This is a genomic window from Pseudomonas sp. MAG733B (assembly GCF_036884845.1).
GTDB lineage: Bacteria > Pseudomonadota > Gammaproteobacteria > Pseudomonadales > Pseudomonadaceae > Aquipseudomonas.
On sequence record NZ_CP145732.1, the window covers coordinates 3,571,730 to 3,590,706 of the forward strand.

15 protein-coding genes are annotated in these 18,977 nt (G+C 60.6%); 7 read left to right on the plus strand and 8 right to left on the minus strand.

What is annotated here, in order from left to right; genetic code table 11:
• The first annotated feature begins 2 nt into the window (after window positions 1–2).
• The 5 genes from V6Z53_RS16570 (at window position 3) to V6Z53_RS16590 (ending at window position 3,761) form a co-directional block, all read left to right on the plus strand.
• Window positions 3–473 (plus strand): YbjN domain-containing protein, encoded by a 471-nt coding sequence (locus V6Z53_RS16570; RefSeq protein WP_338580675.1) that lies wholly within the window; start codon window positions 3–5, stop codon window positions 471–473.
• On the plus strand, window positions 470–1,423 hold the full coding sequence (locus tag V6Z53_RS16575) for a peptidylprolyl isomerase (protein WP_338580677.1): 954 nt from the start codon (window positions 470–472) through the stop codon (window positions 1,421–1,423). Before V6Z53_RS16570 ends, V6Z53_RS16575 begins: the two co-directional genes overlap by 4 nt.
• Before the next feature lie 71 nt (window positions 1,424–1,494).
• Window positions 1,495–2,475, plus strand: a complete 981-nt coding sequence (locus tag V6Z53_RS16580; RefSeq protein WP_338580679.1) for a LysR family transcriptional regulator — start codon at window positions 1,495–1,497, stop codon at window positions 2,473–2,475.
• 173 nt (window positions 2,476–2,648) lie between these two features.
• Window positions 2,649–3,161 (plus strand): GNAT family N-acetyltransferase, encoded by a 513-nt coding sequence (locus V6Z53_RS16585; protein WP_338580680.1) that lies wholly within the window; start codon window positions 2,649–2,651, stop codon window positions 3,159–3,161.
• Window positions 3,162–3,266: 105 nt separating this feature from the next.
• Window positions 3,267–3,761 (plus strand): hypothetical protein, encoded by a 495-nt coding sequence (locus tag V6Z53_RS16590; RefSeq protein WP_338580681.1) that lies wholly within the window; start codon window positions 3,267–3,269, stop codon window positions 3,759–3,761.
• Window positions 3,762–3,877: 116 nt separating this feature from the next.
• Here V6Z53_RS16590 and V6Z53_RS16595 read toward each other — a convergent pair whose 3' ends face one another.
• Window positions 3,878–4,099: a cbb3-type cytochrome c oxidase subunit 3 gene (locus V6Z53_RS16595; protein ID WP_338580682.1), complete on the minus strand. Its 222-nt coding sequence runs from the start codon at window positions 4,097–4,099 to the stop codon at window positions 3,878–3,880.
• The gene (gene ccoN / locus V6Z53_RS16600; protein WP_338580683.1) at window positions 4,099–5,526 is read right to left on the minus strand and encodes a cytochrome-c oxidase, cbb3-type subunit I; all 1,428 of its coding nucleotides are present in this window, start codon (window positions 5,524–5,526) and stop codon (window positions 4,099–4,101) included. The genes V6Z53_RS16595 and ccoN overlap by 1 nt, the downstream gene beginning before the upstream one ends.
• Window positions 5,527–5,849: 323 nt before the next feature.
• Between ccoN and V6Z53_RS16605 the strand changes: the two genes are divergently transcribed.
• Window positions 5,850–7,523 carry a nitrite/sulfite reductase gene (locus V6Z53_RS16605; RefSeq protein ID WP_338580684.1) on the plus strand — a complete coding sequence of 558 codons (1,674 nt, stop codon included), beginning with the start codon at window positions 5,850–5,852 and terminating at the stop codon, window positions 7,521–7,523.
• Window positions 7,520–7,999: a DUF934 domain-containing protein gene (locus tag V6Z53_RS16610; protein ID WP_338580685.1), complete on the plus strand. Its 480-nt coding sequence runs from the start codon at window positions 7,520–7,522 to the stop codon at window positions 7,997–7,999. Before V6Z53_RS16605 ends, V6Z53_RS16610 begins: the two co-directional genes overlap by 4 nt.
• Before the next feature lie 189 nt (window positions 8,000–8,188).
• Here the strand turns inward: V6Z53_RS16610 and V6Z53_RS16615 are convergent, their stop codons facing one another.
• The 6 genes from V6Z53_RS16615 to V6Z53_RS16640 form a co-directional block, all read right to left on the minus strand.
• Window positions 8,189–10,549, minus strand: a complete 2,361-nt coding sequence (locus tag V6Z53_RS16615) for a tetratricopeptide repeat protein (protein WP_338580686.1) — start codon at window positions 10,547–10,549, stop codon at window positions 8,189–8,191.
• Between the two features lie 99 nt (window positions 10,550–10,648).
• Window positions 10,649–13,162, minus strand: coding sequence for a fused MFS/spermidine synthase (locus V6Z53_RS16620; RefSeq protein ID WP_338580687.1), 2,514 nt, complete (start codon window positions 13,160–13,162; stop codon window positions 10,649–10,651).
• A gap of 124 nt (window positions 13,163–13,286) precedes the next feature.
• Window positions 13,287–14,873, minus strand: a complete 1,587-nt coding sequence (locus tag V6Z53_RS16625) for an arylsulfatase (RefSeq protein ID WP_338580688.1) — start codon at window positions 14,871–14,873, stop codon at window positions 13,287–13,289.
• Between the two features lie 73 nt (window positions 14,874–14,946).
• Window positions 14,947–15,975 carry an HAD family hydrolase gene (locus V6Z53_RS16630; RefSeq protein ID WP_338580689.1) on the minus strand — a complete coding sequence of 343 codons (1,029 nt, stop codon included), beginning with the start codon at window positions 15,973–15,975 and terminating at the stop codon, window positions 14,947–14,949.
• A complete protein-coding gene (locus tag V6Z53_RS16635; RefSeq protein WP_338580690.1) occupies window positions 15,972–17,399 on the minus strand; it encodes a hypothetical protein in 1,428 nt (475 codons plus the stop codon). Before V6Z53_RS16635 ends, V6Z53_RS16630 begins: the two co-directional genes overlap by 4 nt.
• A complete protein-coding gene (locus V6Z53_RS16640; protein WP_338580691.1) occupies window positions 17,396–18,976 on the minus strand; it encodes a VWA domain-containing protein in 1,581 nt (526 codons plus the stop codon). Before V6Z53_RS16640 ends, V6Z53_RS16635 begins: the two co-directional genes overlap by 4 nt.
• Between the last annotated feature and the right edge of the window lies 1 nt (window position 18,977).

The window sequence follows — 18,977 nt, forward strand, 5'->3', positions numbered from 1 at the left end:
ACATGACTCAATTGATCGCTCACGTATCGCCTCTATCGCTGACCGAAGTGCTGCAAGCCGCCGGTTATCGCGTCAACCAGACTGACCAGAACGGCATCGTGCAATTGCTCAGCGCCAGTCAGGGCATCGGCTACGCCGTACGCTTCGGCAACCTGGCGGCGGAGCAGGGCACATACGTGGACTTCACTTTCAGTTGCGCCTTGCGCGTGCAGGGCGAATTGCCGGCCGGGCTGGCGGAACTGTGGAATGCCTCGCGACGTTTTGCCCGGTTGTCGGTGCAGGGTGAATTCCTGGTGATGGAAATGGACGTGGTGGTGGCTGCCGGTGTCAGCGCCGATTACCTGCGCGGCAATCTGGAACTGTGGGATCGCCTGCTGCAAGAGTTCATCGTTTACCTGCGCGACTACAGCCAGAACGCGGCGCAGTTGCAGACCCAGGCTGAAACTACAGAGCAAGAGGTCGCAGCCCTGTGAAAAAACGTACGGTAGTGGCAAGCGCCGGAGCGCTGGCCGTATTGGTGGTTGCGGTGGTTTCGGGTTTGCGACCGGGGAACGACCCGGTTGCGGCGCCGCAGCCAGCGAAGTCGTTGGCAGTAGCGTCGACAGAGCCAGCCGTGGCGCGATTGGGCAATCAGCAGGTCGCCAGCGAAGAGCTCACGGCATTGCTGGCGTCCTTGCCAGCGGAGACTCGGGATCAACTACGCGGTAATCGCGCGACGCTGGAAAGCTGGATTCGCTCACGCCTGGCCGAGAAAGCGGTTCTCGAGCAGGCCGACGCCCAAGGCTGGCGTCAGCGCCCTGATGTCGAGCAGCAAACCCGCGCCGCCACCGAGCAGATCGTCTTTCGAAACTACTTGCAGTCCGTCAGCCAAGTGCCGACGGATTACCCGAGCGCCGCTGAATTGCAGCAAGCCTATGATTCAGGCAAATCAGAGTGGGTGACCCCGGCACTGTACCGTGTCAGTCAGATCTTCCTCGGGGCGAGCGATCCGCAGACCCTTGAAAGCGTGCGCAAACAAGCGCAGGAACTGAGTCGAAAAGCTCAGGCCACCCCGGCAGAATTCGCTGCGTTGGCCGGCCAGTATTCCCAGGATCGCGCCAGCGCCGAGCGCGGTGGTGACACCGGGTTGCAACCGTTGGCGCAACTGGTGCCGGAAGTACGCGGTGCGGTTTCGCGGCTGAAGGTCGGAGCGGTATCTGAGCCTGTGCAGAGTTCGGCGGGTTTCCATGTGATCAAGCTGACCGAACTGCAACCGGCGCGGGTGGCCACTCTTGACGAACTGCGTGAGCGCTTGACCCAGGCCTTGCGCGCCCACCGTCAGGAACAGATCGCCAAAGCCTACCTGGAAGGCATGCTCAACACGGCTACGCTGAGCATCGACGGTGCCGAACTCAACAAAATACTGGAGGCAAAACCCCAGTAACTGTAGGAGCGAGCCTGCTCGCACACAGGGATGGAGCAGTTAAATCAACAAAGATCGACAGGGAGTCATCGATGTCATTGACCGAATCAACAGGGCCTCAGAGCTTCGCCGATTACCGATCCCGGGATGCCAAATCCGAGTCCTGGCTGGCGCCGGCAGCCGGGATCGATGTCGAGGTGGTGCAGTATTTTCTGGTCAGCGCCCGCTGTGGCTGTTTCATGCAGGCTGCCCGCAGCCTCAATGTCCGGCCGACCATCCTGCGCAAGTTCCTCGCTCAACTGGAGGAACAACTGCAACGCACGTTGTTCAAGTTCAAGGACAGTTCACTGACGCTCACTCGTGATGGGCAGCAGTTGCACGCCCGGTTGATTGCCCTGGCTCACGAACGCACGCTGCCGGCGGTCGAGCAACCCCTGATTCGACTGGCCGTGGCGGAAACCATCCTGCACGACATCCTGGGCCGTGATCTGGTTTCGCTGTTGCGCCGCAACGCCAGCGTGCGCCTGGACATCATCTCGATCGACAGCGATTTGTCCCTGCAATCCATCAGCGCCGATGTGGTGGTGTGGCTGGCCGGGACCGATTCGCCAGTGCCTGGCCCGAGCTTTTCCATCAGCAAGCCCCAACCGTTGGCGCGGCTGGACTACAAGCCGCATATCGCCAAACGCTACTCACGGGTGACATCCCGCCCCGAAACCCTCGATGACCTCGCCGATTTCCTGCTGGTTCAATGGCAGCATGATCGGCAGGTCGAGAGTTTTCGGCCGTGGAATGCACTGGTGGATCAGCGCCTTGCCGGGGTTGTGCAGTTGCACTCTTATGAGTTGATGCTGGAGATGATCCGTTGCAGTGCCTGCATCGGTCTGCTGCCACAGTACATGGGTCGCTTCGATCGCGGCTTGATTGAACTGCCGGGGTTGTTCAGCCAGCCGATGCAGCGTCAGGTGTGGTTGGCGGTGAATGCCGAGTCTAGGGACGAGGCGCAGGTGCAGATGATTGTGGAGTTGATCCAGAACACCTTCAACGAACGCCGCGAGTGGTTTGAAGGCTGACCGGTTCCAAAATGTGGGAGCGGGCTTGCTCGCGAAGGCGGCGTGTCAACCTGCTCAAATGTAGCCTGACTCTCCCTCTTCGCGAGCAAGCCCGCTCCCACATTGGTTCTCGTCAAGGCATCAGAAAGCGATATACAGTGATTGGCCATGTCTGCATCAAGGATGAATCACCCATGACGACCACTGATTGCGTCATCACCCTCGAACGCTTCAACGAATCCCACATCGAAGGCATCACCGCGCTCTATAACGACCCGCTGATCGGCCGGCAAACCCTGCAAATGCCGTTTCAGTCCACCGAACTGTGGCGCAAGCGACTGGCGGTAGACGGCGAACGTCTGGTGAAAGTGGTAGCCCTGCATCAAGGCACGGTCATTGGCAATATCGGCCTGGAGCAGTACTCGCGTATCCGCCGCAGTCACGCCGGTAGTTTCGGCATGGGCGTCGCGGTCGAGTGGCAGGGCAAGGGAGTGGGTTCGAAACTGTTGTCGGCAGCGCTGGATATCGCCGACAACTGGATGAACCTGCGCCGGGTCGAGCTTTCGGTGTTTGCCGACAACGAAGCCGCCATCGCGCTGTACCGCAAATTCGGCTTCGAGACCGAGGGCCTGTTTCGCGACTACGCGGTGCGCGACGGCGTGCTGGTGGACACCTTGAGCATGGCGCGCCTGCGTCACAGGGCCTGACCCGGTTGAATACGGGCGACCTCCCGGCGTTTAGTCGTACGCGACCTGCGGACATCTGCCATGCTCGATGTCCGCAGCACTGGTTTCAGGCAAAGGAACACCGCAATGGACGACGTACAGCAACTGGGCGAGATGCTTCGTCACTACGCAGAAAGCGAAGCGCACAAAAAACAGCTGTTCGAGTCGCAATCGGCCGAATGGGCGACGCGCATTGGCGACCTGTTCAATCAGATCCAGCAGTGGCTGGAGCCGGTACTGGCACCGCATCTGCTGGAGGTCAGCCGCGAGGCGTATGTCGCGTCGGGGCCAAGTGTTCCGGTCGAGACCTCGACGTTCAAGACCGAAAAGCTGAGCATCCTGATCGCCGGCAAACCGGTGGATTTCGTGCCGGATGTGATGGGCGTCGGCGGGCAGATTTCCGTGGCGGTGACAGGGTTCACCGGCGCGCGTGTTGGCAGTGTGTCGCTGGTGTGCCTGCCGCCGGCCACTAGCTGGCAGTGGCGCAAAACCAATGGCTTGAAAGACCCGGATACCTTTGCGTTTGACGCGAATTTCCTGGCGCAGCAACTGCAGAGCCTGATTCCCCGCGAGCGCAGCTAAGACTCGGCCCCTGTGGGAGCGGGCTTGCTCGCGAAGGAGCCATGACAGCCAATATTCTTTTGGCTGACACACCGCTTTCGCGAGCAAGCCCGCTCCCACATTGGATCGGTGGCGCCTCAGATTTCGAGGTTACCCCAACCCGGTTTCGGCACTTCAGGCGCAACCGCCTTCACCGTCTTGCCCGTCGCCAACTCCACGCGCTTAGCGACTTCCGGGTCATCGGCAAACGGGATCAGACTCGCGTCGTCCAGGCTTTCGACGGTCTGGTGGCGCAAGCAGTACTCGATGGCGACCCACAAAAATGCCACCCCCAGAATGTTCAATATGACTTCAGTCATCAGGCTATCTGCGCCTCACGTTCGGCCATCGACACATCCGCAACCCGCACCGTTCGCCACACGTTATACGCCATCAGCAACATGCCGCTGAGGAAGAAAACGCCACCGGTAAAACGCACCACGAACCCAGGATGGCTGGCCTGCAAGGCTTCGACGAACGAATAAGTCAGCGTGCCGTCGTCGTTGATCGCGCGCCACATCAGGCCCTGGGTGATGCCGTTGACCCACATCGAGGCGATGTACAGCACCGTGCCGATGGTCGCCAGCCAGAAGTGCGCGTTGATCAGCGGCGTGCTGTACATCTGCTCGCGGCCAAAGACTTTCGGCACCATGTGGTACGTCGCGCCGAAGGTGATCATTGCCACCCAACCCAAAGCACCGGCGTGCACGTGGCCGATGGTCCAGTCGGTGTAGTGGGAGAGGGCGTTGACGGTCTTGATCGCCATCATCGGCCCTTCGAAGGTCGACATGCCGTAGAACGCCAGCGACAGCACCAGAAAGCGCAGGATCGGATCGGTGCGCAACTTATGCCAGGCACCCGAGAGGGTCATCATGCCGTTGATCATCCCGCCCCAGCTCGGCGCCAGCAGGATCAGCGACATGGCCATGCCCAGCGACTGCGCCCAGTCCGGAAGCGCGGTGTAATGCAGATGGTGCGGACCGGCCCAGATGTACAGGGTGATCAACGCCCAGAAGTGCACGATCGACAGACGATAGGAATACACCGGCCGACCCACCTGTTTCGGCACGAAGTAATACATCATCCCGAGGAACCCGGTGGTGAGGAAAAAGCCCACGGCGTTGTGCCCGTACCACCACTGCACCATGGCGTCGGTGGCCCCGGAATACACCGGGTAGGACTTGAACCAGTCCACCGGGATCGACAGGTGATTGACCACGTGCAGCATGGCGATCACCACGATGAACGCGCCGAAGAACCAGTTGCCGACGTAGATGTGCTTGGTCTTGCGCTGTACCACGGTGGTGAAGAACACGATGGCGTAGGCGACCCAGACCACGGTCATCCACACCGCGCCGGTGAACTCGATCTCGGCGTATTCCTTGGTGGTGGTGTAACCCAGCGGCAGGCTGATCAGCATGATCACGATGACTGACTGCCAGCCCCAGAAGGTGAACGCGGCCAGCGTGTCCGAGAACAGCCGCACCTGGCAGGTACGTTGCACCGCGTAGTAACTGGCGGCGAACTGCGCGCTGCCGGCAAAACCGAAAATCACCAGGCTGGTGTGCAGCGGCCGCAAGCGGCCGAAGGTGGTCCACGGCAGGTCCAGGTTCATCTCGGGCCACACCAGTTGCGAGGCGATCCACACGCCCATCGCCATCCCTACGACGCCCCAGAACACGGTCGCCACGATGAATTGGCGGACGACCTTGTAGTTGTAGGCCTGTCCGATAGTTGTTGTGCTCATGGTCAATGCTTCCACGGTTGCATAGTCGTGCTGCACTGTAAAAACCTGACCGGAAACAAAACAGACTCAGGAATATTTCATTTATGCGGATCAGATTCTGCGCATCGCTGCGGCAATCTGACGCGATCTGATACGGTTTTTATCGATTCAGGTGAATCTGTAACGCGCTGCACCGCTGGCGCATAGTCGCTGAAAAATCCTTGTGGGAGCGAGCTTGCTCGCGATGACGGACTTGCAGTCAATGCAGATGTTGACGGGACTGACGCCATCGCGAGCAAGCTCGCTCCCACAGGTATTGCGATCAACCCTGATGAGGTAGCGACATGTATCAATACGATGATTACGACCGGGCGCTGGTGTTCGAGCGTGTTGCGCAGTTTCGCGATCAGGTCGAGCGCTTCATGGCCGGTGAGCTGAGCGAAGAAGAGTTCCTGCCGCTGCGCCTGCAAAATGGCCTGTACATGCAAAAGCACGCCTACATGCTGCGGGTGGCAATTCCCTACGGCACCTTGAGTGCCCGGCAGATGCGCACGCTGGCGAGCATCGCCCGGGACTACGATCGCGGTTACGGCCACTTCACCACCCGGCAGAACATGCAGTTCAACTGGATCGAACTGGCCCAGGTGCCGGACATCCTCGAACGCCTTGCCCAAGTGGAAATGCACGCGATTCAGACCTCTGGCAACTGCGTGCGCAACATCACCACCGAAGCCTTTGCCGGGGTGGCGGCGGATGAAATGATCGACCCGCGACCGCTGGCGGAAATCCTGCGGCAGTGGTCGACCATCAACCCGGAATTCCTGTACCTGCCGCGCAAGTTCAAGATCGCCATCTGCTCGGCCGAGCAGGATCGCGCGGCGATCATGATGCATGACATCGGCCTCTATCTTTACCCAGGCGACGACGGGCAAATGCTGCTGCGGGTGATCGTCGGTGGTGGTCTCGGGCGCACGCCGATCCTGGGCCTGCAAATCCGCGAAGGTTTGCCGTGGCAGCATCTGCTGTCCTACGTCGAGGCGGTGCTGCGGGTGTACAACCGTCATGGCCGGCGGGACAACAAATACAAGGCGCGGATCAAGATTCTGGTCAAGGCGCTCGGTATCGAGGCCTTCGCCCGTGAAGTGGAGGAGGAGTGGCAGTACCTCAGGGACGGTCCGGCGCAACTGACTGAAGACGAATATGAGCGCGTGGCCAGTGCCTTCGTCGCACCGCCATACCGCGAGCTGTCAGACACCAACCTTGATTTCGGCACGCACCTGGCCGAGAGCCCGGCGTTCGCCCGCTGGGTGCGGCGCAACGTGCAGCAGCACAAAGTGTCGGGTTATGTCAGCGTGGTGTTGTCGACCAAACCGGGCGAATCTGCGCCGCCAGGCGATGTCACCGACGCGCAAATGGACGCGGTGGCGCAGTGGTCCGAGCGCTTTGGCTTCGGTGAAATCCGCATTGCCCATGAACAGAATATCGTCCTGCCGGACGTGCCCAAGGCCGACCTGTTCGCGCTATGGCGCCTGGCCTGCGAACACAACCTGGGCAGCGCCAACGTCGGCTTGCTCACCGACATCATCGCCTGCCCCGGTGGTGATTTCTGTGCGCTGGCCAACGCCAAGTCGATCCCAATCGCGCAGGCCATTGCCGCACGCTTCGAAGATCTCGACTACCTGCATGACCTGGGTGACATCAGCCTGAACATATCCGGCTGCATGAATGCCTGCGGACACCATCACATCGGCAACATCGGCATTCTGGGGGTCGATAAGAACGGCAGCGAGTGGTACCAGATCACCCTCGGTGGCGCCCAGGGCAAGAACAGCGCGTTGGGCAAGGTTATCGGCCCGTCCTTCAGCGCCGCCGAAGTACCGGATGTGATCGAGCAGATCGTCGATACGTTTGTGCGCTATCGCGAGAGCGAAGAGCTATTCGTCGATGCCTTCCAGCGAATCGGGCTGGAGCCGTTCAAGGAAGCGGTCTACCCGAAAGTGCTTGAGGTGTCGGCATGAACAATCTGTTGCGGCTGGAAGAGGGCGTGGCGGGGATTGTCGCGGATGATCCGTGGACGCTCGTGCGTGACCCGCAAGCACCGTTGCCCGAAGGTGCAGTAATACTGCCGCTGAGCCGTTGGCTGGAAAATCCGCAGCAACAGGCTGTGTGGCTGGGGCCGGATGATGAAGTGGAAAGCCTCAAACCGTGGTTTGCCCAACTGTCCTTGATCGCCCTGGACTTTCCGAGTTTTCGCGATGGTCGCGGCTATAGCCAGGCGTATCTGCTGCGCACGCGATTGGGCTGGACCGGCGAATTGCGCGCCATCGGCGATGTACTGCGCGATCAGCTCAGCCACATGCGCCAATGCGGCTTCGACAGTTTCGCGGTGCGTGAGGACAAATCCGCGGAAGATGCGTTGAAGGGACTGGCGGGGATGAGCGTGTTGTACGGGCGCTCGGTGATTGAGCCGCGGCCGTTGTTTCGACGGCGGTGACAGTCACCTCGGAACTTGAGGCGGGCGAATTCTTCAGTGGCGAGGGAGCTTGCTCCCGTTCGGCTGCGTAGCGGCCGTAAACCCCGCCAGCCTGATCTGCCTGAAAGAACGCGGCAGCATGGATTGGGGTCGCTGTGCGACCCAGCGGGAGCAAGCTCCCTCGCCACAGGTTCCATCCTGCCTGCCCGATTATTTCAACGCCGGATCCCCCATGTTCATTTTCTTCCAGCCCTGCAACAGCACCTGAGCCTTGGGCTCCTGTCCGTTATCCAGGTAGTACTGGATCAGCGACAACCGCGCGTTGCGGTTGGCAGGCTGTACTTTCAACAGCCTTTCCAGCTCTTCACAGGCCTGATCAATCTTGCCGCTGTCATGCAGCGCCACCGCCAGAACGTAACCATACTGCGGGCTCTGCGGTTCCAGTTGTGCGGCTTTGCGCAGGTATGGCATGGCCTGATCCGCTTTGCCGGCACGTACCAGCGACAAGCCCTGAGTGTGTTGCAGCAGGGATGCGTCCGGATGTTCCTTCAGGCTTTGTGCGAGTAGCGCCTGAGCCTCCGCGCTACGGCCATTGGCTTCCAGCCACTGCACCAGCGTCACCAGCGCCGGGTAGAAATCCGGGTCCCGCTGGAGCGAGGTGTGGAGCAGACCTTCGACCTCGCCGCTGCGACCGCTGGCCTGATACAACATTGCGAGGTTGAGATTGGCTTCGGCACGTTCAGCCAGACTCTTTTGCACCGCTTCGTACTCTCCGATGGCGGCATTCCAGCTGTCTTGCGCAGTGCCCAAGCCGTTGCGCGCCACGCTGAGCAAGTCCCGGGCCGCCGCAATGCGCACGGCTTTCACCGGGTCGCTTAACAACGGCGTCAACAGTGGAGCGCGCTCCGGTGGCGGCAGGAACGCGCTGATTGCGCGAATGGCGCTTTCGCGCACTTGCGGCGCGGAGTTGCTCAAGTCCTTGGTGGCCAGTTTCAGCGCTTGTTCACTTGGGTACATCGGCAACTCGGTCAGCAGGGTCGCCCGTTGAATCGCCGGCAGGTTGCTGCGTTGCAGTTGTTCATACAAGGCTTGCGCCGCGCCGGGCTGGCCGTTGCGAATCAGCCACAGGCTTTCGTCGTAACGCGGGGCTTGCGCCGTACCTGCGCTGTTCCACAACTTGAACTGCTCGGTGACCTTGTCGCCGGCCTTGCCTTGGTGGCAAGTCAGGCAGGCGTCCGGCGTACCGAGTTTCTTCGCCCGTTCGGGGTTGGGAATGCTGAAGCTGTGGTCGTGGCGGAAATCATTGCCCATGTAAAACTTGCCGGGCATGTGGCAATCGATGCACTGCGAACCCGGTTGGCCCATGGTGTGGCGGGTGTGTTCAACGGAGTCGTAGTTTTTCGCTAGCAGGCCTTTGCCGTCTACGCCTTCCACCGAAGTCTTGCCCGCCGTGTTGTGGCATTGCAGGCAAACGCCGTTGCCCGGCGCCTTGAGTTGAGTGCTGTGGGGGTTGTGGCAATTGCTGCAGCGCACACCCTTGTCGAACATTTTGCTTTGGGCGAAGGAGCCGTGTTCGAACACTTCATCCTTGATTTTGCCGTCCAGCGCATACAGTTCGCGGGTCAGGGTGCTTGGCAGGTAATCATCCATCAGCCGGTTGCCGACGGTGAAACCATCGCCCAGCGGCGCGCGACGGGAATGGCAGCGCGCACAGGTTTCGATCTCGACGGTGGCGTTCTTGTCCTTGAGGTCGACGGCGAAACCGGCGTGGATCAGGTCGGTTTTCTTCGCCGTCCATTCCAGGTGGTTGGAAGCAGGACCATGGCAGGCCTGACAGCCGACGCCGAGGCTGTTCCACTGGCTGTCGAAGGTATTTTTGACCGCATCGAAATTGCGCTTGTAACCGGTGGTGTGGCACTCGACGCACATGAAGTTGGCGTTCTGGCTCGGTTTGCTCCAGTGCAGCGGGTCCTTGAAGGTCACGCCCTGGCCCGGATAGAGATGAAACCAGCGATTCTTTTCTGTATCCCAGGCCACACCGAGGGCTTGCAAGCGGCCCTCGCCAACCTCGATCAGATATTGCTGCAACGGTGCGATGCCAAAGGTATAGGCGACCTTGAAGTCGGCGTTCTTGCCATCGATGCCGGGCGTATTGACCCAGAAACCGTCGTCCTTGCGCGAGAAACGGGTGGTTTCGTTTTCCGCCTTGAAGGTGACGTTGTTGAAATCGCCGAGCATGGTTTCGGCGTTGGCTTCCTGCATTGCCAACTGGTGATGAGAACCTTGCCAGTCCTTGACCTGGGCGCTGTGACAGCCCTGGCATTGTTGCTCGTCGACCATTTTTGCCGGCGCCAGGGCAACCGGTTGGGGTTGCGGTTTGGCCGGTTGAACGGCGGGCGCAATGGTCGGCGCATAGGTCACGGGAGCCGGTGTGCTGCTGAGCAGGAACCAGCCGATACCGGCGACAGCCAGGAGCAGGGCGCCAATGGTGACAGGGAACAGGTAGCGACTAATCAGGTTGGGACGCGAATCAGGGTTTGGGTTTGCTGCTTTATTTTTATGTTTCGGCATTGCGACTTCCGTAGTCCAGGTGCGTTTGCCGTCAGGCGCGCGTTCATGCTCGTTGCAGCTTTGCCGGATGGGCGACGTGTGTCAAATGATGGCGATCTCTCATTCGCCGACAAACCACCGGTAATACGGATTCCCGCCATCGCCGCGCATCACTTCGCGAATATCCCGCGCCCAGGCATCACGATCGCCGTCATAGGCATGCAGGCTTGCCCGATAAAACTGCATCAGGCGTTGCCGATGCACGTTAATGCGCTCGTTGAAGCCAGCATCGGCATTCACCAGTGGTGGTTCGATGTGCAAGTCCAGCAGCGCCGGCAGCACACGAGTGATTTCCTTGGCCCGGACCCATGGCGCGTACTCGATACGCGGTTGATCGTCGGTTACCGGTTGCGCGTCAGCGGCGAAGCGTTCCAGGCCAGCGCGGTCAGTCACCCAGGTCGCGAGCAATGCGGCGGCCGAACCGATGCCGACATCCTGCAAGGTGCTGCGTACGCTGTCTTGCTGGAAGCGTTGATTGATTTTCGCGGCATCCAGTTCAATCGGCTCCATCGAACCCACCAGCAGCATCTCGTGGAACTCGCTGGTCCACAGATTGGCGTACGGGAATACGTCGAGGAAACTGCGCACCAACGCGCGCGAGTCGTCGATGTTCTGTGTCGGCAGCGGTAGCCACTGAGCCACCAGACCCTCTTTTTGTAGACGGCTGGCGGCCAGTTGATAGAAATCGCGGCTGTACAGATTCACCACGCCGGCAGCAGAGGGCGGCGGCGGTTCGAGAGTGATCAGGTCATAGCGTTGTGGATTGCGCAGCAGTTCCTGGCGACCGTCACGCAAGCGCACATCGACACCGGGATTGGCGGCGGCGTTGAAGTTGCCCTTGAACAGCGGCGCGGCCTTGACCACCGAGGGCAGCAGTTCGGCGACGACACGATGTTCAAGGCCTGGGTACTGCGTCAGCGCGCCGGCGGTGATGCCTGTACCAAAGCCGATCACCAGCGCCGAGCGCGGTTCAGCGTTGTGGATCAGCAGCGGCAACAGCGCCTGAATGCGCATGTAGCGCAGGGATGGCATGGCGTCACCGGTGTTGGATACGCCCTGGATATACAGGCGCTCGAATGTTTTTTGCCCCTTGCCCTGGGTGACCACGGCGACGGTTCCGCCGCGTCCTTCTTCATAGAACGTCAACGTGCCGTTGCGTGCGCCGGGCAGCAGGCTGGCCAGTTTGTTGACCGGGGTAAAGACGGCCAATGCGACGGCCAACAAACCGATTGCGATCACTGCCTGCCGCCGACCTTTCTTGACCCCATGCCCCTTGCGCACTGCAAAGTAACCGATTCCGGCGGCAATGATCGCCAACAGGCCCAAGGTACGAACCAGTCCCAGCAAAGGGATCAGCACGAACCCGCAGAGCATCACCCCGACAATTCCGCCGAGGGTATTGAAAGCCACGACCTCACCGACATTGCGGCCCACATGGTCACGGCCGACGCTCAAGCGCAGGGCCACGGGAAAGGCCGCGCCGAGCAGCAAGGTCGGTACAAAAACGATGCTCAACGCCGCCACCGCAAAGCGCGCGCTCATGCCCAGCAATTCACTGGCGCCGAACGACAGCACCCACGCTTCGACGACGCTTTGGGCAACTATCAGCCATCGTCCGAGCAGAGCGATTTCCAGCAACGCGATCAGCCCGGCACCGGCAATCAGCAAACCGAATACGCCCCAGGGATCGCGCAGGCGATCGACCCGGCGGGCAAGCAGGGCGCTGCCGAGGAACAGTCCGGCGAGATAAGTCGCCAAGACCACGGCAAACGCATAAGTGCGCGTGCTCATGAACTGCACGATTGATTGCGACCAGACCACTTCGTAGCCCAGCGCCACGCCCCCGGCAATCGAATACAGCCACAGGGCCAGGCGATCCGGTGCCTTGTCGGCGTGGTGCTTCACCGTTGTTTCGTCAGGTATGGAGCGGTGACGTTGAAACCACAACGCGCCAGCGGCGGCCAGCAGGTTGAGCATCGCGGCGGCCAGGGCACTGCCGCGCACACCGAGGGTGGCAATCAGCACAAACGCGGCGAGCAAGGTGCCGGCAATGGCGCCGGCGGTATTCGCGGCATACAGGTGCCCACCGGCCTTGCCCAGTTGTTGCGGGTCAGTCGCAAGAGAACGAACCAGTACGGGCAGGGTGCCGCCCATCAGCAGTGCCGGGACGCCCACCAGCAAAAACGGCAACACCCACGCCATGAGGCCGATATGTTGTTCCAGCCAGGCAAACGGGCTGGCCGCCAGACTCAGGGCGAACGTCGCGCCAACACCGAGTATCGCCACCAACACTTCCAGCCCGGCGTACAACAGAACCGGTTGCTGCAACTTGTCCGCCCAGCGTCCGAACAGCAAGCCACCCAACGCCAGGCCGGCAAAAAACGCGCTGATCCCGGTGGTGATGGCGTACACCTCCACACCGACCACCAATGACAGCTGCTTGATCCACAGCACCTGATACACCAGCGCCGCGGCACCGGAGACGAACAGCAACAGGGCGGGGATCAACAGCGCCGGGGAGGCGACGTGGGGGGCAGGTATGGCCGACGACTTGCTGGCGACACGTGAGGACATGGATTTGTTGCCTTGTGCAATGAGCAAAGTAAACATCAATCAATGCAGGAGCTGCCGGGGAATGTGTTTGCACTCCCTGGAATTGGGCTGCTCGCCGGTTAAGGCGAGCAGCGGTCAAGCGGTCTTACTGTGCAGGTTGATTCTTCATTTTTTCAGCGATTTTGGCATCTACCGCGGCACGCACCTGGTCAATACTGAAGCTGGCCGGTTTTTGGCTCGGTGGGTACTCGACGAATGTTTCGAGGAACGCGGCGGATTTCATTACCGCGATCTCGGTCAGGTAAACGTTCTTGGTGGTCCAGTCGTAGTACTGATCGGAAACCACGTCGGCACGCTCATACGGGTCCATGCGCAGGTTGAAGATTTTCGGCACCCGCAGACACACGAAAGGCTCGCTCCAGACCTTGAAGCCACCCGGAGCCCGCTGTTCGCAGAACACCGCTTTCCAGTTGCCGTAACGCATCGATACCAGCATGCCGTCGTCGTTGAAGTAGTAGAACTCCTTGCGTTCGCCTTTCGGCGCCTGGCCGGTCAGGTAAGGCAGTTGGTTGTAACCATCCAGATGCACCTTGAAGTTGTTGCCTCCCGATACCGGGGCCCAACCCTTGAGCAGTTTGTCCTTCACGCCAGTGTCGCCCGCAGCGGCGAGCAAGGTCGGGAACCAGTCAAGCCCCGAGAACATTTCGTTGGAGACCTCCCCCGGTTTGATCTTGCCCGGCCAACGGATCATCGCCGGTACGCGATAAGCACCTTCCCAGTTGGAGTTTTTCTCGTTTCGGAACGGCGTGGTCGCAGCGTCCGGCCAGGAGAACTGGTTCGGGCCATTGTCGGTGGTGTAGACGACGATGGTGTTGTCGGTGACCTTGAGGTCATCGAGGGTTTTCAGCAGTTTACCGACGTCGCCGTCATGCTCAAGCATGCCATCGGCGTAATCGTTGCCGGGCATGCCGCTCTGGCCCTTCATCGATTCACGCACATGGGTGAACAAGTGCATGCGCGTAGTGTTCATCCAGACGAAGAACGGTTTGTCCGCCTTGACCTGCTTCTCGATGAACGCCTGCGCTGCCGCCGTGGTTTCGTCGTCGATGGTTTCCATGCGCTTGGTGTTCAAGGCACCGGTGTCCTCAATCTTGCCGTCGGCAAAACTGTGGATCACACCGCGTGGTGAGGCCGCCTTGACGAATTCCGGGTCATCCTTGGGCCAGTACGGACGCTCGGGTTCTTCCTCGGCGTTGAGGTGGTAAAGGTTGCCGAAGAACTCGTCGAAGCCGTGATTGGTCGGCAGGTATTCATCCCGGTCGCCCAGATGGTTCTTGCCGAACTGGCCGGTCGCATAACCCTGGGACTTGAGCGCCTGGGCAATGGTGATGTCGCGTTTCTGCAAGCCCACTGGCGCGCCCGGAATACCGACTTTCGACAAGCCGGTACGCAATGGTGTCTGCCCGGTGATGAACGACGACCGCCCAGCGGTGCAACTGTTCTCCGCGTAATAGTCGGTGAACATCATGCCTTCCTTGGCGATGCGGTCGATGTTCGGCGTCTTGTAGCCGACCACACCCATGGAATAGGCGCTGATATTGGTCTGGCCGATGTCATCGCCGAAGATCACCAGAATGTTGGGTTTTTCGGCGGCCCCGGCAGTCGCCGAAATCGCCATGACCGAGGTCGCCACCAAGGCGAGCTTCGGTAGCCACTTGCGTATGCGAGTCATCTGACTTGCTCCTTTTGCTCACTTGCGTCGCCTGATGCGACAAACGTTTATTGCAGTCCTGCGTTACGGTTTTTTATTGCACTTGCTCGGTAGCGGGGGCGTCGAACGGGTAGATCCGCCGCCATTCGGCAGCCATGTCGACGACGGTCCAGCCGCGGGATTTCGCTTCGTCCAGGGCTTTGTCCAGACGACCGATTTTCGATTCACGGTCATAGGCCCATTCGCGCTTGGCGTCGGTGTGATGCACCAGGCCCATGAAGCGCTTGCCCGTTCCGGCGGCGGTCCACTGCAGCATTTGCAGGTCGCCGTCGGAGTTGCCGAAGGCGAGAATTGGTCGACGCCCGATCACCGCATCGATGCTGACCGGTTTGCCCGGGCCGTCGTCGTTGTGCGCCAGTTTCGGCGTGCGCATGATCGACGCCTTGCCATCCTTGTAATCAAACGTCGTGACGAAAGTCGTGCCGATGACTTGCTCGGGCGGAATGCCGTAGACCTTTTCGGCGAAGGCGCGCATGAACCCAGTGTCGCCGCCGGAAACGATGTAGGTCTTGAAGTCCTGGCTGCGCAGGTAGTCGAGCATTTCCAGCATCGGCTGGAAGATCATTTCGGTGTAAGGCTTGCCGGTTTTCGGGTGGCGGGCCTGGGAAAGCCAGGTCTTGGCGTAGTCGTCGAAGGCTTCGGTGGTCATGCCGGTGTGAGTCGCGCCGAAGATCTTCATCAAGCCTTCCATGCCGGTGGCTGCGAGGGCCTGGTGATCGTTTTCCAGCACTGCCTTGAACGGTTGGGTGGTTTTCCATTCCGGGTGTTGCGGCGCGGTGCGCTTGACCTCTTCGAGGGCGAACAGAAACTCGAAGTACATCGGTTGCTCGCTCCACAAGGTGCCGTCGTTGTCGAACACAGCGATGCGGTCCTCGGGTTTGACGAAGTCCTTGCTGCTTTGATCGGTCACGGCCTGGACGAACTCGATGATGTTCTTTTTTGACGGGCCGTCGTTCCAGGACGGCAATGGCTCGGCGGCCTGAACCAGCAAGGGCAGGCTCAGGGCGAGTGTCAGTAGAAACTTAAACCCGTGAAGTTGGCGTAGCGATATCGGGTTCATCATCGAAATTCCTTCTCGTGAACGGGGTTGAGTGGTCGCAGTGCGGGAGCGACTGATTCTTTGTTGTGTTCGGCCTGACTATGCAGCGTAGTCAAGGATTCCTTGAGTTGATGCATTGCCTGATCTTTGGTCGGCTCGCGGCCGTAACAGGCCCGTAACAGTGCTTGCAGACGCGGGCCGAGGCCGGTGAGCTTCAGGCCTTTGCGTCTGCGGCGGGTCCACAGGTACAAGGCGCTCAACTGCGGCGGATTGCCGTCGAGTTGTGCCGGGATCTGGCGCCAGGCGTATTCGCTGGACTCCAGCCAGGCCGCGTGCCGTGCACGACGTCGGGCCTGCCAGCGAGAGCGGGCGCGCTGCCACAGCGGGCGGGCAAACCAGTAGAGCCCGGCGATGGCCAACAGCAGCACGAACAGCCCCAAGCCATAACCGGAAAGATGCAGGCTGTTTTGCCGGCCGAGTTTTTTCAGGTCTTCGGTGATCGAGAACACCGGTTTGTAGGCACTGTTGGCCGCTGCGTCGAAATCGATCTCAGGCACTCGCGCGGTACGGGTTTGCCCGGTGCTGGCATCCCACCATTTCACCTCGATCGGCGGGAGTGTGTAATGACCTTCGGTGTCGACCCGGTAAGTCGCGGTGTCGATGCGCTGCCCGCCGTTGAAGTGGCCGCGGCCGTCATCCAGATTGCTGATCTGCGGGGATTTCGCGTAACGACTCAGGCCACGGACATCACCCAGCGGTGGCGTCGGCAATGACATGGCCAGGGCGCCATCTGCCTGGAGTGTCAGTTCACGAGTGATGCTGTCGCCGACCTTCAACGGCGTGGCCGAATGGATGGTTTTCTGCGTGAATCGCAGCCCTTGAGCCACCAGCACCGGCTCACCGACCCGGAACCCTGGCGGTTGTGTCGCGGTGAAATGCAAGGGTTGGCTCTGGGCGCTCAGCTCGGTAGTGGCCTGACCGGGAGTGGCGCGCACCGTCAGCGCCGGAATGTCGAAACCCTGTGCCAGATTCGGGGTGATCAGGTAGCTGTAGCGCATGCCGCTGAAGGATTTGCCGTCGAGATTCTGATTGACGTGTTCGGCGTGGCCGTCGGGCGGCATGACCAGTGCGCCAATCAACTTAAGGTCGGGCAGGGTGGGGGCGCTGGTGAACCAGGTGTCGGTGAGGACTTCGAGTTGCAATTCGATGAGGCTGCCGACCATGGCCGGTTTGTTGGGTTGCAGGGTGGCCTGGACGCGCAGTTCGGGTTCGGCGGCGAAGGTGTTGAGGCTGGCCAGGGTGATGAGCAAGGCGCCAAATATTCTGGTGACCATGCGGACGCTTTCGCGAGCAAGCCCGCTCCCACACTGGAACTCAGCGCACCACAAATCCCCTGTGGGAGCGGGCTTGCTCGCGAACGGAGCGACGCGGTCTCTACGCTCAGTCATGGCTTCGCCCCCGCCTGATCCTGCAAGCTGAACTTCTGTTTCAGGAACTTCGCCGGCGATGTGCTGAGGTTCTGCAACCACTGTTCATCCGATGCTGCCTGTTCGGTCTCTACGGCTTTGCTCTGGCCTTTGCCCGGTGCCTTGTCCATTTTGATTTCGTCGGGTTTGACCTCCGGCGCATTCTGCTCGGCGCTTTCGGTGTCTTTCTGCAAGGCGATGGCCAAGGCCAGGTTGGCGGTGGCCTCGGGGAATTGCGGCTGCAATTTCAGCGCCTGGGTGTAGGCCGCAATGGCCTGATCGAATTTGAAGCGGCGCACGTAAATGTTGCCCAGATAGAAATACGCCTGCGGCGTTTGCAGGCGCGCGAAACTGGCCAGCGCCAGATCGAAATCGGCGGCGTTGTAGGCGGCGATACCTTTCCAATAGGGGTCGACAAAAAGTGCGGCGGCCTGCGGGAGGTGCTCGTGCTCAAAGGCCCAGCGACCTTGCTGGTTCCGAGTGAAAAAAGCATCGGTGAGTGCATTGGCCTGCGCTGGAGCCGGTTGCCATCCGAGCCCGACAACCAGCACAAAGCCCGCCATCCAGTTCAGGCTCCAGCCCTTGCGCACACTGAAGAACGCAATCAGCAACAGCGGCCAGGACAACCAGTAGCCGGCATCTTTCCAGTGCAGTTCGCGCTGTTCATCACTGGCAGCCTGAAAGTGTTGCTGGGCGTGCAGTTCGACCCAGTCGAGGTCGTCGTTGTTGAGGGTCAGGCTGCCCAGCGGCGCACCTACCGCAGAGGCTAATTGCTTGAGTGCACCCTGATCGAAACTGCCCAGTTCAGGCCGTCCATTGCTGTCGGTGCGTGGCTGGCCACTGGCATCGCGGATGATGCCGCCGTCCTCGCTACCGACGGCCAGGATCAGCACTTGCAGGGCGCTGCCATCGAGTTTCTTGTCCAGGTCGGACAGCGCTGAAGTGTCTGCGCCGTCGGTGATCAGCAGAAGGGTGCCGGGTGATTTTTCAGCGGCCAGCAGACGTTTGGTCTGGTCGATAGCGGCGCCGACATCTTTGCCCGGTTTGCCGATCAGATCGGTGCTCAGCGCCTGGATGAACGTGTCGAGCAAGGCCGGGTCATCGGTCGGTGGCAGCACCAGATGGGCACTGCCCGCGTACGCGATCAGCGCGTTGCGGGCGCCGGCGCGACGCTGGATCAAGTCGTGCAGCTTGTGTTTTACCGCTTCCAGTCGCGACGGTTGTACATCGCTGGCGTCCATGGAAGGCGACAGGTCAATGGCGAAGATCAGCGGCGCGCGGTTTTCCAGAAAGTCCGGTCGATCCTGTTCCCAAGTGGGGCCGGCAGCCGCAATCGCACCCAACACCAGCAGTGCGCAGACCAGATGCACCGGACGCAGCCAGTGCTGATCCTTCGGCGTGATCAGCAGGTGCGGCAGCAGGTGTTCGGCGATGTTGCTGCGCAAGCGCCGCTGCAGATCCTGGCTACGTCGCCAGAGCAGCGGCAGCACGGCGGCGAAGGGCAGCAGCAACAGCCAGAGTGGACGCAGGAAGTGGAAATCGCTGAGGTTGATCTCCATC